The sequence below is a fragment of the Nocardia spongicola genome (assembly GCF_047200775.1).
Classification (GTDB): Bacteria; Actinomycetota; Actinomycetes; order Mycobacteriales; family Mycobacteriaceae; genus Nocardia.
Window position 1 is genome coordinate 289936 of record NZ_JBJZOO010000005.1, and the last position, 14998, is coordinate 304933.

The following is a 14998-nucleotide window of genomic DNA, read 5'->3' on the forward strand; positions in this document are numbered from 1 at the left end:
GAACGAAGCGAGGGACAGCGATGGCGAAGCCGACAATGCTGGAACTATCCAGGGTGACCAAGGAGTACCGAGTCGGCGACCAAACCGTCCGCGCACTCGATGAAGTCGACCTGTGTCTCCATCCGGGTGAATTCACGTCGATCATCGGCCCGTCCGGTTCCGGTAAAAGCACTCTGTTGCATTTACTCGGTGCGCTGGACCGGCCCGACGCAGGCTCGATCCAGTTCGAGGGCGAGGAGATCGGCGCACTGAACGAGGAGCAGCAGGCAGAGTTCCGCCGCCACAAGGTCGGTTTCGTCTTCCAGTTCTTCAACCTGCTGCCCACCCTCTCGGCCTGGGAGAATGTCGCGGTCCCGAAGCTGCTGGACGGTATCGGCTTACGCAAGGCCAAACCACGCGCACTGGAATTACTTGACCGCGTCGGCCTCACCGAACGAGCCGAACACCGACCGGCCGAGCTGTCCGGCGGCCAGATGCAGCGGGTCGCGGTCGCGCGAGCGCTGATCATGGACCCGCCGCTGATCCTGGCCGATGAACCCACCGGAAACCTGGATTCCAAAACCGGCACCACCATCTTGGATTTGCTCGCCGAGATCTGCGGATCCGGGAACTCGGTGGTGATGGTGACCCACGATATGAACGCCGCGATGGCGCATTGCGACCGGATGGTCACCCTGCTGGACGGCAGGCTCAGCGTCAGCGATGAGACCGAACGGACGGTCAACGTATGATCGGCGCCGCGTGGGACCGCCTGCGACTGTTCAACATCGGCGAGCTGCTCATCCACCGCGTTCGCACCCTGCTATCGGTGACCGTAATGACCGTCTCGGCGGCACTGCTGGTCGCGGTGCTCAGCATCTCCGGCTCGATCACCGCCTCGGTGAACGATCTGGCCGAGGCCCTCGGCGGCAAAGCACAACTGGAGGTCACCGGGATCACCGACGCGGGTTTCGATCAGCAATTGCTCGGGCAGATCGCGGCTACTCCCGGCGTCGCGGTGGCAGTGCCGATGTTGCGCGCACAGATCAGTACCGACGACGATCAGGAACTGCTGATCGGCGCCAACCCGAACATCAGCGCGCTGGACAGCGAATTGGCCGCGCCATTGACCGCCATGGCGGGGAAACTGCTAGCAGTGCCCAACGGCGTGCTGGTCGGCACCGGGGTCGGTCGCTCCGAGGGCGAGCGGTTCACCCTGGGCGATACCACGGTCACAGTGGCGGGTGTCTTCGATTCCGAGACTTCCCGGAAACTCAACGACGGACACCTCATCGCGACATCACTCGGGCTCGCACAGAAGATCACCGGCCGAACCGGACGGCTGGATTCGGTAGAGATCGTCCCCACCCCGGGCACCGATATCGCGCAGTTGCAAGCGGCACTCACCACGACGGTGGACGGCCGCGCGGTGGTCGCCGATCCGAGCCTGCGCGCCGCGCAGGCGAGCGGCCCGGTGCAGGCTGTCCTGTACGCCACCACGATGGCCTCGGCCACCGCGCTGGTCGTCTCCGCGTTCCTCATCTACAACGCGATGAGCATGGCCATCGCTCAACGCAGGCCGATGCTTTCGCTGCTACGCGCCATCGGGGGCAAACGGCGACCGATGGTGCGTGATCTCCTGGCCGAGGCCGCGCTGCTCGGTGTGGTCGGCGGGCTGATCGGCGCGCTGATCGGCACATTCATGGGCAGTCTGGCGATCGGTGTCCTGCCCGCCGCGATCCTGCAGTCGGTGGATGCCCGCATCACCTATCTGATGCCGTGGTATGTGATCCCCTTCACGGTCGCGGCCTGTGTACTCACCACTGTGCTCGCGGGCGGTATCGCCGCGCGCCAGGTGTACCGGGTCCAGCCCATCGAGGCACTGGTCCCCGTCGGGGTCGGCCGGTCCGATACCACGAGCCCGCTGCTGCGCTGGGTGGGCCTGGTTGGAGGCATCGGATTGGCAATCGCCTCGCTCCCGATCGCACGCAGCGATCTCGGCCGCTATTCACTGGCTACCATCCCGATCATATTCATCGCCGTGGTCATGGTGAGTTACGCCGCCACTGATTCGATCGTGCGGGCTACCGCAAGCATCACACGATGGTTCGGCGCCCCCGGTGCGCTCGGCGCGACCACTCTGGAACGCGCGCCCACCCGGGTGTGGACGACGGTGATAACCGTGATGATCGGTGTCTCGGCCGTCGTCGGTGTCAGTGGCGCCACGAACAATATGGTCGACTCGGCCAGTGCGAGCTTCGATTATCTGAGCGAGAACGATGCCTACATCAGCTCGACAACTCTGGATCAGTTCCCGACCGGACCGTTGCTGCCCGCGGATGTGAAGGGCAAAGTCGCGGCGGTACCAGGTGTCGAAAACGTCAGTTCCGGGCAGATGGCCTTTGCTACCCTGGGAACCAATCTCGTTATGCTGCAAGGTTATCCACCGAGTTCTCGCGGATCGGCCTTGCGACTGGTCACCGAAGAAAACGCGGCACAGCTGGCTACCGGCAAGGGTGTGGTGCTCTCCCGCGATGTGGCGCGCGCACTGGACGTGAGCGCGGGCGATGAAGTGACGCTACCCACCCCCACCGGGCCACACACTGTACGAGTACTGCAGGTGATCCCCTACTTCTCGGCGATCGCGGGCATAGTGATGATGGACTTGAACACGATGCGCACCTGGTACGAGCGCCCCGGCGAAACTATTCTCGGGGTGGTTATGGCGCCAGATGCCGACCACGCCGCTGTGCTCGCGGCGATACGCCGGGTGCTGCCGTCGGACCTGAACGTCGTAACCGGCGCCCAGGCGGCGCGCGATGCCTCGGCGGGCATTCGGCAGGGAGCCGTACTGAGCAATGCCATCCTCTGGATCGTCGTGTTGGTCGCCGCGGTCGCACTACTGAACACTTTGATGCTCTCGGTGCTCGACCGCCGCAGAGAGCTCGCTGTGCTGCGCGCCATGGGCACCGGACGTAAATTCCTGACACGCTCGGTACTGGCCGAGGCGGCAGGCATCGGAATCGTCGGCGCGACAATGGGACTGCTCCTCGGCGCCGGGGAGGAGTACCTGTCTTCGATCGCCATCGGGCACGCTATGACCATCGATATCGCCTATCAGCTGAGCCCGGCAATGCTTGTCTACGGGGCGCTGGCGCTGTTGCTGGCGCTACTCGGGTCGATTCCGCCCGCGATAAGCGCGGCCAAGATGCCTGTCATCGAGGCACTAGCGGTCGACTGAGCCAAGGCGCTCACCACATCGCTTCCTGGCCAGGATATTTCGAATTCTCGGCGAGAATCCGTAAGACTGTGTCCGGGAATCGTCCTTGTGCCGCCGTCAGGTGCCCGGGTGACGATGCCTTCCATTCGGTCACCAACCGAACGGAACGATCAGCTCATCGCACCGCCGACGAACAGCGAGCCCTCGCGACTGGTGGTAGGGAGGACTCGGTAGTGAGGTCGACGGGATTCGGTTCGGTGCTACGCGGCATAGCCACGCTAGCGACGCTGCTCACGCTCACCTCCTGTGCGCTGTTTCCCAGCGAACGCCGAGTAACCGAGGCACCCGCCGTAGCCATCGAAGCCGCGGGCCCCTTTATGCCGGAGCCCCCTGTGACCTTGTCCGATGTACTAGCCGCTGATTTCGCCCACCTGCAACCGGAGCTGGCCGGAACGGTCGGCATGGCGATCATGCCGGTCGGCGGCGGGCAGATGGCGCTCTTCGGCGACTGGAACAGCGGCATCGCATGGTCGACCATCAAAGTTCCACTGGCGATCGCCGCACTGCGGCACGACCATCGCGAATGGATCGTCCACCTGGCCGAGGCCGCCATCACGGCATCGGACAACAGCGCTGCCGAAGCACTGTGGTGGTCGCTCGGCAACAGCCGAGAGGCCGCCGCCGCTGTCCAAGCTGTACTGGATGAAGCGAGCACCGGCGCCGCGGGCGTGGAACACACCATGCTGAACTACACCGCCTTCGGTGGGACCGAATGGACACTGGCCAACCAGGTCCGGTTCGCCGCTCAGCTGCCGTGCTTGCCCGAAACGCACCGGGTTCCCGAGATGATGGCGTCGATCACACCTGATCAGGCGTGGGGCCTCGGTGTTCTGGCCGGAACCGCGTTCAAAGGCGGCTGGGGACCGGACGATACGACCGGCGTCTACACCGTCCGGCAGTTCGGCCTGGTCCCGGCCCTGTCCGGAACAGTCGCCGTCGCCTTGGCCGCACAGGCCGATTCGGGCACATTCGCCGACTCCACCGCGATCCTGAGCCGGCTGAGCGAGCTGCTCGGCCGTCATCTGCACGAACTGAACGGCGGGTCCTGCCCACCGTCGCAGCCGATCAGCCCGGAGTGACCAGCCCGGTCTCGTAGGCCAGCACCACCGCTTGAGCGCGATCACGCAGGTTCAACTTCGAGAAGACCTTGGATACATGGGTCTTCACAGTCTGCTCGGCCACGAAGAGGGTCTCGGCGATCTCGGAGTTCGACAGGCCCTTGGCGATCAGCTCGAGCACCTCTCGCTCGCGCGGAGTCAGCGTGGCCAGTTCCGACATCGGCATGGTGCGCAGGGCACTGCGGCGGCGGGTGACATCAGCGATGAGTCTGCGGGTGACAGTAGGCGCCAGCAGCGCCTGTCCAGCAGCGACCACGCGCACCGCGCGCACCAACTCCTCGGCAGGAGCATCCTTGAGCAGGAATCCACTGGCACCGAGGCTCAACGCGGTATAGACGTAGTCGTCGATATCGAAGGTGGTGAGCATCAAGAGGCGGACCGGCGGGTCGAACCCGGCGGCGAGGATAGCGCGGGCTGCGTCCAATCCATTCATCTCCGGCATACGCACATCCATCAGCACGACATCCGGGCGCAACCGCTTGGCCTCGGCTACCGCGGCCTTCCCATCCGCCGCGTCACCCAACACGCTGATATCCGGTTGAGCCGCCAACAGCGCGCCGAACCCTTGCCGGACCATCGCCTGGTCATCGGCGATCAACACAGTAATTGCCACCCGCTCACCCTAATTCCCCGCACATCACAGCCCTTCGCTTGAATCGGCCTGCACGGATCGGATGACCCAGTTCCTGGTTGCCGTACTCGGCGCGCGCTGCGCCGAAGGCGCCGGATTCACGAATACTCACAGCTCCGAGTCGGTGTGTGCCCGCAAAGCGATGGTGTCGGTATCCGGCACGGCGAACGGAAGACGAGCTCGGACTTCGAAACCGCCGTCGTCGCGCGGACCTGCCATGAGGTCACCGTCGACCGCCGCTGCCCTCGTCCGCATACCCTCGATACCGTGGCCACCGTTACTGATCGAACGCGCACTGCCGCCAGGCCCGTTTCCGACGATGAGCAGTAGATCCGCGCTATGTACGGCGATATCCACCTGGACCGACGCACCCGAAGCGTGCCGGGAGGCATTGGACAGTGACTCTTGGGCGATGCGGTAGAGCGCGAGGCCTGTAGTCGCGGGAATCGCATCCAGCGAGCCCTCCACCGTCCACTCGATGTGGACCCCGGCGCGGCGGGCGCCTTCGAAAAGATCGATCACATCGGCCGCCTTCGGCTGCGGTGCGTGCTCGGGAAGCCGGCCGTCACTGCGCAGCACGCCGAGCATGCCGCGGATCTCGTTGAGCGCCGCGCGCGCCGTAGCGCCGATGGACTCGAACTCCGCGCGCGCACCAGGGGTGATGCCCTCGACCCGGTATGGCGCGGTTTGCGCTTGTACCACTACCAAGGACATGTGATGGGCGACCACATCATGCAGGTCCCGCGCGATGCGGGCCTTCTCCTCCAGAACGGCCCTTCGGGCCCGCTCCAGCTCATTTTCCTCTTCTTGACGTAACAACTGCCGCCGTGACAGCGCGAGCTTGCGGATGAGTAGACCGAACAACACCAGCACCGCCAGCGCGACCGGCCAGCCCAACGCGGTATCCGCGCCCGCCTCTTGTTCACCCTGCATAGTCGTCCCGAACAGCAGTGCGGTCGTCGTCAAGGCGATCGCCACGATCGCCCCAGGCGCGCGCAGCGCCACCGCGAACAACAGCACCAGCAGGCAGAGCACGTGCACGACCTGGAACGGCAGCTCATTGTTCGGCTGATGCGGAATCGCCAACGCGATCACCAGCGCAGAACCTGCCGAGATAGCCCAGCCCAAGGCCGGATTGATCCGCACGAGCAGCACTGGGAAGGCAGCCGACGCCGCGATGAGAGGCTGCGCCGCGACCGGCACCACATGGGTCAGATGCAGCGTCGGCCAGGCTACCGCGTACCAGATCAGCGCGACCAGCACCGTGCCGAGATCGAACCACCCACGGCCGGTCAACCGACGTGCCAAGGGAGGAATGTATCGGTCCATGCCTACGACAGTAGGAACTCCGAGCTCACCACGACCTCATCCGCACGGGTGATCGCGACCCCGTACTCCGGTATGAGAGGGCATGTGGCCTCCCTCGGCAGCACGGCCGCGAAGCCCTCCCCGAGCGTGAGGTAGCGCCGCGAATCGGATTCCTAACGTCGTCGCCATGAAGACACCGACCGGTGTGAGACCGACGATCCGGCGCACCTCCGCACTCTCCGCAGAACACCACATACCGTGCACCACACACTCTTCCGAGCACGGACACCGGTGGCGCCGACTGGCCTCGACCACGGCGGCGACTGCTGTAGCGGCGACCATGGTCCTCATCCCCGTGCCGCAGGCCACCGCAGTGGTCACACCGGCAGAGAACAGGCAGGCAAGCGCCGCCGTCACCGAACTCACCACGGGCGTTCCCGGCGAACTCGTCCTCCCGGCGGACTTCATCACGTCGTTCGGTTACCGCCCGAGCATGGTGGACGGGCTCGTCGTCAACCCACGAGGCAGCTGTTCTACCCCTGTACCACTGCCCACCGAGTTCGACACCGCGTGCAAAGCCCATGATCTCGGCTATGACCTGCTGCGCTATGCCGATCAGCGCGGTGGACCGCTGGGGCCATGGGCACGTCGGGCGCTCGATCTCACGCTCGGCCTGCGCATGCAGCAAGCCTGCACCGCCCGCTCTGCCCCGTTCTCCCGCACCCGCTGCGAGGTCATGGCGGCGATCGCGAGTACCGCCGTCGATCTCAACTCGCGGCGCCAGGATTACGGTGTGCCGATCGCCGAATCACTGCTCGGCGCCGCAGGTTCCGATCCGACGGCAAGCAGGAAGCCACTCGGGCTACTAGCTGCTGTATCGGCGGGACTGAGCGCTGTTCTCCTCCTATACATCCGACGACGTGGACTCGCACGTCCTGCCTTCCCGCCGCACACCGCCGCCACGGTGGGGAGGAAACGATGACCGTGTCACCGTCCGGCCCTACGGTTCGGGATGCACGTCCCCATGGCATCGCCGTACTACGCGCTGCATTCCGGCGGATGCCACTGCCACGAATCAGCACGACACTCGGGATAGGGGTCGGCACGGTGGCCTCGTTGACACCCGGATTACTCCCCCGCACGCCCAGCGCACAGGCGGTACTGTCCGGTCTACTCGCCGTGCTCGCCCTCGGTATGACAGTCGTCCTGCGAGCCGCCTTGCGATACTGGGGTATCGCCCCATCGCAACGGCAGGAACGGATGCGGCTACCGCTGATGATCGCGACGGCGGTACTGGTCGTGAGCGCAGCGGCATATGCGGGACACTGGCAGAACCGACTGCGCGCGGCAATGGGTGTACCGCAGATCGAAGCGGATTACTGGGTGCGATGGGTGATCGGTACGGCACTGGTGATCGGACTGCTCATCGGCGCCGTACGTTCGATCCTCTGGGTATTGCACACAATCGGCGGGAGACGCGGAAGGTCGACGGCTGTCGTTACGGCGCTGCTGCTGTCGCTCATCGGCGCACCCACCCTGACCGAATGGCGGAAGTCGGTATACGCGAGCGCGAATGCCGAGCTGGATCCCACTGTGGTACAGCCGGTTTCCTATGCCGGATCAGGTAGCGCCGGATCGGCGGTGAGTTGGTCGTCATTGGGCGCCGAGGGACGCAAGTTCGTCAGTAGCGCACCCGCTCGCATCGTGCCGGTCTATATCGGGGTGAACTCGGCGCCGGACCTGGACAGTCGTGTCGCGCTGGCGATCCGGGAGCTGGAGCGTTCCGGCGGCTTCACCCGCGCACATCTTGTCGTCACCATACCGACCGGGTCCGGCTGGATCGATGCGACCGCCGTAGCGGGTTTGGATCGGCGCTTCGACGGCGATGTCGCGTTGGTCGGACTGCAGTATTCCTATCTGCCGAGCTGGGCGGCGTTCCTGTTCGACAGAGATGCCGCGGCAGCCACCGCGCGCAGCCTGTTCGACGCTGTAGAACATCACCTGCGGAGCCTGACACATAAACCGAAGCTGTACCTGTACGGCCAGAGCCTCGGCGCACTCGGCGGCACTGCCGTGTTCACCGACGACACCGAGCAGGACCGGAGAACCTGCGCGGTCCTCTGGGCCGGGCCACCGGACAATCGCGTGCATCGCCGCGGCGCGACCGTACTGGCCAACAGCTCCGATCCGGTACTCCACTGGTCGCTCAACCTGCTGTGGCGCGCTCCCGACCTGACCGGCGCTCGTATCGACGCTCCGGTCCCCCCATGGCTTCCGGTACTCGGCTTCGTACAGACCACTGCCGACCTGCTCGCCGCGCTCGACGTTCCCCGTGGCCACGGCCACCGTTACGATACCGATCAGGGCACCGCCATGGCGGACTGCTGACCGGTTCTACGTGGTACCCCATACACAATCCTGGTGGAACGTGTTCTAATTCCCCCATGGCCTTCCGCATCGACCGCTCCGCCGATATCGACGCACCCACCGACCTGGTATGGCGAGTGATCACCGACTTCCCGCGTTACAGCGAATGGAACACCCTCATTTCGCAGTGTCACAGTTCCCTGGTACCCGGTGAGCCGATCGATATGCTCGTCCACGTCTCCGGCTCCGGCCCGCGTAAGCAGCGCGAATGGATCCGCTCACACACCCCTGGGCGTGAATTCAGCTACGCGATGCAGCCACTCCCCCTCGGCGCGCTGCACAGCCTGCGCTCGCATACCGTGACGCCACTCCCCGACAACCGCACCCGTTACGAATCGCATTTCGAACTCGGTGGATGGCTCCATCCGATGGTCGTCGCACTCCTCGGCAAGAATCTGCGTCGCGGCTTCAGCGAGATGACCGAGGGAATCCGCAAACAAGCCGAATCGCTATCCACCGCCTGAGCGCGGCACGGCCCCGTAGTAATCGAATACGGAGGCATTGCCAGGAACAGGGGAACTCATGCGCGCAGATAGATCAGTGCGGCATCGAGAACCGCATCGGCATACGCCTCGGTGAGCCCACCCAGACCCAATGACCATCGGGTTTGAATCGGGCCGAGCAGCAGATCGACAGCAAGTCCGAGGTCCAGGCCCGCACGCAGCTCTCCCGCATCGACAGCCACAGCGAGCCGGTCGGCGATAGCGCGGCGCTGTGGCAGCAGGAGACGTTCGCGATACGCGACAGCCAACTCCTGGTCCTGTTGGATCTCGATGTACATGGCACGGAGAAAAGAGTCGAAGCCGGGGTCAACCAGAGCTGCGACCGAACCGCGCAGCAGTTCGCGCAGATCGGCGGCAATATCACCGGTATCGGGCAGAGCGAGGCCCGAAGGACCGGAATCGGATTCGAGCATAGCGTCGAATACGACCGCCCCCTTCGACGGCCACCAGCGATAGATGGTCTGCTTACCGACACCCGCACGCGCCGCGATGGCCTCGATGCCCAATTTCGCATAGGGCAGTTCACGAATCAATTCGGCAGTAGCGGCAAGGATCGCCGCGCGCGCCCGCACACTGCGCCGCGCGGCAGCAGGATTGTCGACCATTTCGCCACAATAGCAGAATTCGAGACGATACGTCTCGTCTTGACAGGGGTCGAGGAACCGAGCATCGTTGCAAACGAGACAGATCGTCTCGTTACGAAAGGACTCGCCATGACCAGAACCTGGTTCATCACCGGCGCCAACCGCGGACTAGGCCGAGCGTTCACCATGGCCGCGCTCGCCGTGGGCGACCGCGTGGTCGCGACAACCAGGAACCCGGAGTCCATGGCCGAACTCGCCCAGGACCGCCTGACCGTGCTGCCCTTGGACGTTCGCGATCACGAGGCCGTGATCGCCACAGTGAACAGAGCGTTCACGCTCATGGGCACCATCGACGTGATCGTGAACAATGCGGGCTACGGCCTGGTCGGCGCCGTCGAGGAACTGACCGAATCCCAAATCCGCGATCAAATGGAAACCAACTTCTATGGCGCCCTGTGGATGTCCCGAGCAGCGGTGCCACACCTGCGTACACAAGGCCACGGCCATATCGTGCAGGTCTCAACGGTCGGCGCGGTAGGCAGCCTGCCCCTGTTCGGTATCTATAATGCGAGCAAGTGGGCGCTGGAAGGTTTCAGCGCCTCCCTTGCCGATGAGCTACGCCCCTTCGGCATCCGGGTCACTCTCGCCCAGATGGGCAGCTTCGACACCGACTGGGCCAAATCCAGTATGCGGTTCGCCACCGGTATCCCGGCCTACACGGACCTGCGCACCACTATCCTCGGCACACCGGACTATCCGCTCCCGCAGGCCGAGGAAACACCCGCCGAGCACACGACCTCCACCGACTGCACGACTACCGCCACGGCGTCGAGCGCACCCGGCTCCGAGCCGGGGAATGCACCCGACGGATCCGCTGAGCACGAAGACGCCGAACCCGAGTGGATCGAAGCGTCCCCGGAAGTCGGCGCCGCGGGCTTGCTCGCACTCGTGAATATGCCGAACCCACCGTTACGCAAGATCATCGGGCCCGGCGCCCACCAGATGGTCGCCATCGCACTGGACCAACGCCGCAAGGACTACGCGACCGACCCTGAATTCACCTGGCCCGCATAACCCACGCTGCCCCGCAGAGCCGCTCACTCCTCACCACCCGCACCGAGGGACCGAAGAAACAAGCGACTCTGCGTGGAGCGGCCCGATCAGACGATCGCGCCGCGGGCGGCCTCATACGCGGCACCCACCCGGTAGAGCCGGTCGTCGGCGAACGCGGGAGCCATGATCTGCAGACCGACAGGCATACCGTCGTCTTCGCTCAGACCGGATGGAACCGACATTGCCGGGTGCCCGGCCAGATTGGTGGGCAGAGTGCACAAATCCGACAGATACATCGCCAGCGGGTCGTCGACCTTCTCGCCGAGCTTCCACGGCGTGAACGGGCTCGTCGGCGAGACCAGCACATCGACCTGCTCATAGGCGTTGTCGAAATCGCGGGCGATGAGCGTGCGCACCTTGAGCGCCTGGCCGTAGTACGCATCGTAATAACCCGCCGACAGCGCATAGGTGCCGATCATGATGCGCCGCTTGACCTCAGGGCCGAATCCGGCCGCACGGGTGGCTGCCATGACCTGCTCCGCACTGTGCAGACCGTCGTCGGCGACACGCAATCCGTAGCGCATGGCATCGAATCGCGCCAGATTCGACGACACCTCCGACGGCAGCACCAGGTAGTAGGACGCCAGCGCGTATTCGAAGTGCGGACACGATACTTCGACCACCTCGGCGCCGAGATCCTTCAGCACCGCGACCGCGGCATCGAAAGAGGCGAGCACACCCGGCTGGTAGCTGTCGGAATGCAACTCCTTGACCACACCGACTTTCACACCACGCAGATCCCCCCCGGCTCCAGCACGCGCGGCGGCAACCACCTGCGGCACCGCGACATCACGCGAGGTCGAATCGTGGGCGTCGTATCCGGCGATCACCTCGTGCAGCAGCGCGGTGTCCAATACTGTCCGACCGCACGGACCACCCTGGTCCAGCGACGATGCGCAGGCGACCAGGCCGAAACGCGACACCGTGCCATAGGTCGGCTTGGTCCCGACGGTCGCGGTGACGGCGGCAGGCTGACGGATCGATCCACCGGTGTCGGTACCGATCGCCAGCGGCGCCTGATACGAGGCCAGCGCGGCCGCGGAACCGCCACCGGAGCCTCCCGGAATACGGGTGGTGTCCCATGGATTACGAGTCGGACCATAAGCGGAGTTCTCGGTGGAGGACCCCATGGCGAACTCGTCCATGTTGGTCTTACCGAGAATCGGGATACCCGCCGCACGCAGCCGTGTGGTGACTGTCGCGTCGTACGGCGACATCCAACCATCGAGGATCTTCGACGCGCAGGTGGTCGGCATATCCGTAGTAGTGAATACGTCCTTGAGTGCCAATGGGACCCCGGCCAGCGGCGAAGCGGGCTCGGCACCGGAGGCGAGAGCGGAATCCACCTCGGCCGCGGCCGCCAGTGCCTGCTCCTGCGCGACATGCAGGAAAGCGTGGTATTCACCGTCGACCGCGGCGATCCGATCCAGATGCGCCTGGGTGACCTCTACCGAGGACAGCTCACCGCCGTGGATCTTGCCTGCCAGCTCGGCCGCCGACAGTGTGGTCAGATCGGTCATGCACCCTCCTGTGTCATGCGGGAGTCCCCGCACCCCATCGGCCCAACGACCGCTGCGCGATTGTCCGTCATTCGGCCTCCCGTGCCATGCGGGAGTCCCCGCACCCCATCGGCCGAACAACCGGCTGCGCGATTGTCCGTCATTCGGCCTCCCCGAGGATCTGCGGGACCATGAATCGCTGTTCCTCTACGGCGGGTGCGCCGGACAACGCCTCCTGCGGAGTCAGGCACGGCACGACCTCGTCGGGCCTGGTCACGTTGTTCACCGGATTCGGCGAAGCCGTTGCCGGGACATCGGCGGCGGCGACCTCGGAAATGGTCTGCACATGGCTCAGGATCGAATCCAGCTGTCCGGCGAAATGATCCAGTTCGGCATCGGACAGCGCGAGCCGGGACAGCCTGGCGAGGTGCGCGACCTCGTCACGGGAGATGGCGGGCACCGCGTAACCCCTTTCGGCTTCGATTTCAACAGTTCACACCGACTCCGCTCGCGACGGATGGCGGCGCACACGACGATCACGCAACACGACAATCGCGTACGCGACAATCACATAGCCTAGCTACCGACAGCGCCCCGTCCTCCGGCACCCGTGCTTCGTCCGGTAACCCGCGCGGTCGGACCGAACCGGCGCCTGGCAACCCGTCCGGAAATCATTTCCGGATCACACATTTCCTGGATCACAGTGTCCGGATCGTCGCATCTGTTCCGAACTGTCCGGTCCGCCACTTGTCCGCACATCATCGATGTGCCCCATGTCACTGGACAGGCCTCGACTCGATAACCGGCCGTCGAGGGTGTAAAGATTGCTCTACCCGGGTATACGTTGAGGACCTCGGTCGCTCAAGGAAAGGAACGCACGTGTCGTATCTACTCCGCGTGCAGCTTCCGGATCGACCAGGAAGCCTCGGGGCTCTCGCCCTCGCACTCGGTTCCGTCGGCGCCGACATCCTCTCCTTGGATGTGGTCGAGCGCGGCGCGGGCTACGCCGTCGATGATCTGGTCGTCGAAGTACCTTCCGGCGCGCTGCCCGACACTTTGATCACCGCCGCCGAATCCATCGGTGACGTACTCGTCGATTCGATCCGTCCCTATTCCGGGGTACTGGACACCCACCGCGAACTCGAGCTCATCGACCACGTGGCCAGCGCCCACGACGACCGGTTACAAGTGCTGGTCGACGGTGTGCCACGGGTGCTGCGGGTCGGCTGGAGCACGATTGTCGACATCGGCCCACACGGCACCTACCGAGTGGTCGGAAGCCCCGGAGCACCGCAGACACAGGCGGGGTCGGCACCATGGATGCCATTGGAGAAGCCGACCACGCTCGATCCCGAAGCCGACTGGGTACCGAAGATCTGGCGTGATATGGACACCAGGCTGGCCGCCGCCCCACTCGGTAACACCGGCAAGGTGCTGTTGCTCGGGCGGCCCGGCGGCCCCGATTTCCGGCCCTCCGAGGTGGCCAGGCTCGGTTACCTCGCGGGGATAATCGCGACCGTGCTCATCTGATTCCGGTCTCGGACCGCTCGCGACAGCCGGCTTCGGCTACGGCGCTGAGCCCGTAACGTCACCGCCCTCCTTATCCAGCGGTAGCCGCAGAACATGCAGCTGTTCCCCCGATTCGGTGTGCCAGTACCGGCTCGGGACCGGAAGGAAACCGAAGCGGTGATAGATCCGCCGAGCATCCGCCATGGCGGGCATGGTGGTGAGCGCGACAGCGGCGAATCCTTCCATTCGGGCCATATCGATCACCGTGCGCACCAATGCTGTTCCGGCACCGAGACCGCGTGCCGATTTCGCGACGGCCAACATGCGGAATTCGAGTTCGCCCGGTAACGCGATCTCCGCATAGGGAGTGCCCGGAGGCGCGACGGTGAGGGAGCCGACGATCCGGTCGGCATAGGTGGCGACAAGGATCCGACCTGCCACCGCACGGCGAGCGGTAGCGGCCAACTCACCCACATACGGACTGTGGGCAGACACATAGCCCCCACCGATGTAGACCTGCACGGTCAGGTCGCCTATCTCGTCGTACTCCTCGGGCCGAGCCGCCCGGACGACCACGGGGTCGTGCACACGCATACCCTGCATAATGCCATCGGCGATCGCATCGGCTCGCTCACCTTCGACCCCTATCGACGTCAGTGCGCACCGAACGACCGGCCGATCTCTGTTCAACTGGGCCGGTAGAGCTGCCAGCGTTCCGGTTTACCCGCGGGATAGACCACAGTGAAGAGATCCCCGCGCTCCGGCCAAGAACCGGTATCCCAGACCATACGGCCGTACACGACCGTGCTCGGCACCGAAGGGCCGGTGAGCTCGCCGGTGATGGTCACATACTGCTCACCGACGGCATCCGGCCGTGGGCTCACACCGGTGACGTACAGCGTCCCCTGTTCCGGGTTCGGCACCCGAAAGCCCGAACGGCCCCCGCGGCCCTGCCGGTCACGGACGACGAGCACGATCAGCGACACCAGCACCGTGGTCAGGATTATCAACGAGGCGAACTCCAGCATGCCCTCATGCTAGGTCCGC

General features: G+C 64.9%; 15 protein-coding genes. 8 read left to right on the top strand and 7 right to left on the bottom strand.

Translation table 11 applies throughout. From position 1 onward, the window contains the following. Nucleotides 1-20: 20 nt before the first annotated feature. The 3 genes from ACL02S_RS13480 to ACL02S_RS13490 all read left to right on the top strand — a co-directional run bounded on the left by ACL02S_RS13480 (nucleotide 21) and on the right by ACL02S_RS13490 (nucleotide 4338). Complete coding sequence (locus tag ACL02S_RS13480) at nucleotides 21-731, top strand: ABC transporter ATP-binding protein (RefSeq protein WP_412802705.1); 711 nt, start codon at nucleotides 21-23, stop codon at nucleotides 729-731. Then, the gene (locus ACL02S_RS13485) at nucleotides 728-3220 is read left to right on the top strand and encodes an FtsX-like permease family protein (protein WP_412802706.1); all 2493 of its coding nucleotides are present in this window, start codon (nucleotides 728-730) and stop codon (nucleotides 3218-3220) included. Before ACL02S_RS13480 ends, ACL02S_RS13485 begins: the two co-directional genes overlap by 4 nt. Nucleotides 3221-3432: 212 nt before the next feature. Beyond that, a complete protein-coding gene (locus tag ACL02S_RS13490; protein ID WP_412802707.1) occupies nucleotides 3433-4338 on the top strand; it encodes a serine hydrolase in 906 nt (301 codons plus the stop codon). Here ACL02S_RS13490 and ACL02S_RS13495 read toward each other — a convergent pair. Both ACL02S_RS13495 and ACL02S_RS13500 read right to left on the bottom strand, forming a co-directional pair. Then, nucleotides 4325-4990, bottom strand: coding sequence for a response regulator (locus ACL02S_RS13495; protein WP_412802708.1), 666 nt, complete (start codon nucleotides 4988-4990; stop codon nucleotides 4325-4327). The genes ACL02S_RS13490 and ACL02S_RS13495 overlap by 14 nt on opposite strands. Before the next feature lie 126 nt (nucleotides 4991-5116). Then, nucleotides 5117-6337 (bottom strand): sensor histidine kinase, encoded by a 1221-nt coding sequence (locus ACL02S_RS13500; RefSeq protein ID WP_412802709.1) that lies wholly within the window; start codon nucleotides 6335-6337, stop codon nucleotides 5117-5119. Nucleotides 6338-6503: 166 nt separating this feature from the next. Here ACL02S_RS13500 and ACL02S_RS13505 point away from each other — a divergent pair, with 166 nt between their 5' ends. From ACL02S_RS13505 to ACL02S_RS13515, 3 genes are all read left to right on the top strand, one after another. Continuing rightward, entirely contained in the window at nucleotides 6504-7298 is a 795-nt protein-coding gene (locus tag ACL02S_RS13505; protein ID WP_412802710.1) for a hypothetical protein, read from the top strand. A gap of 77 nt (nucleotides 7299-7375) precedes the next feature. Next, nucleotides 7376-8704 carry an alpha/beta-hydrolase family protein gene (locus tag ACL02S_RS13510; RefSeq protein WP_412802711.1) on the top strand — a complete coding sequence of 443 codons (1329 nt, stop codon included), beginning with the start codon at nucleotides 7376-7378 and terminating at the stop codon, nucleotides 8702-8704. A 56-nt stretch (nucleotides 8705-8760) separates the two neighbouring features. Further along, a complete protein-coding gene (locus ACL02S_RS13515; protein ID WP_412802712.1) occupies nucleotides 8761-9207 on the top strand; it encodes an SRPBCC family protein in 447 nt (148 codons plus the stop codon). A 56-nt stretch (nucleotides 9208-9263) separates the two neighbouring features. Here ACL02S_RS13515 and ACL02S_RS13520 read toward each other — a convergent pair whose 3' ends face one another. After that, a complete protein-coding gene (locus ACL02S_RS13520) occupies nucleotides 9264-9851 on the bottom strand; it encodes a TetR/AcrR family transcriptional regulator (RefSeq protein ID WP_412802713.1) in 588 nt (195 codons plus the stop codon). A gap of 108 nt (nucleotides 9852-9959) precedes the next feature. On the opposite strand from ACL02S_RS13520, the gene ACL02S_RS13525 reads away from it, so the two are divergent. Beyond that, complete coding sequence (locus ACL02S_RS13525; RefSeq protein WP_412802714.1) at nucleotides 9960-10904, top strand: SDR family NAD(P)-dependent oxidoreductase; 945 nt, start codon at nucleotides 9960-9962, stop codon at nucleotides 10902-10904. An 86-nt stretch (nucleotides 10905-10990) separates the two neighbouring features. On the opposite strand, the gene gatA is transcribed toward ACL02S_RS13525, so the two are convergent. Continuing rightward, the gene (gene gatA / locus ACL02S_RS13530; RefSeq protein WP_412802715.1) at nucleotides 10991-12463 is read right to left on the bottom strand and encodes an Asp-tRNA(Asn)/Glu-tRNA(Gln) amidotransferase subunit GatA; all 1473 of its coding nucleotides are present in this window, start codon (nucleotides 12461-12463) and stop codon (nucleotides 10991-10993) included. Nucleotides 12464-12602: 139 nt separating this feature from the next. Continuing rightward, entirely contained in the window at nucleotides 12603-12902 is a 300-nt protein-coding gene (gene gatC / locus ACL02S_RS13535; protein WP_412802716.1) for an Asp-tRNA(Asn)/Glu-tRNA(Gln) amidotransferase subunit GatC, read from the bottom strand. A 419-nt stretch (nucleotides 12903-13321) separates the two neighbouring features. Here gatC and ACL02S_RS13540 point away from each other — a divergent pair, with 419 nt between their 5' ends. Continuing rightward, nucleotides 13322-13972 carry an ACT domain-containing protein gene (locus ACL02S_RS13540; protein WP_412802717.1) on the top strand — a complete coding sequence of 217 codons (651 nt, stop codon included), beginning with the start codon at nucleotides 13322-13324 and terminating at the stop codon, nucleotides 13970-13972. 36 nt (nucleotides 13973-14008) lie between these two features. Here the strand turns inward: ACL02S_RS13540 and ACL02S_RS13545 are convergent, their stop codons facing one another. Both ACL02S_RS13545 and ACL02S_RS13550 read right to left on the bottom strand, forming a co-directional pair. After that, a complete protein-coding gene (locus ACL02S_RS13545; protein WP_412802718.1) occupies nucleotides 14009-14545 on the bottom strand; it encodes a GNAT family N-acetyltransferase in 537 nt (178 codons plus the stop codon). Nucleotides 14546-14637: 92 nt separating this feature from the next. Beyond that, on the bottom strand, nucleotides 14638-14979 hold the full coding sequence (locus ACL02S_RS13550) for a hypothetical protein (protein ID WP_412802719.1): 342 nt from the start codon (nucleotides 14977-14979) through the stop codon (nucleotides 14638-14640). Nucleotides 14980-14998: the final 19 nt, after the last annotated feature.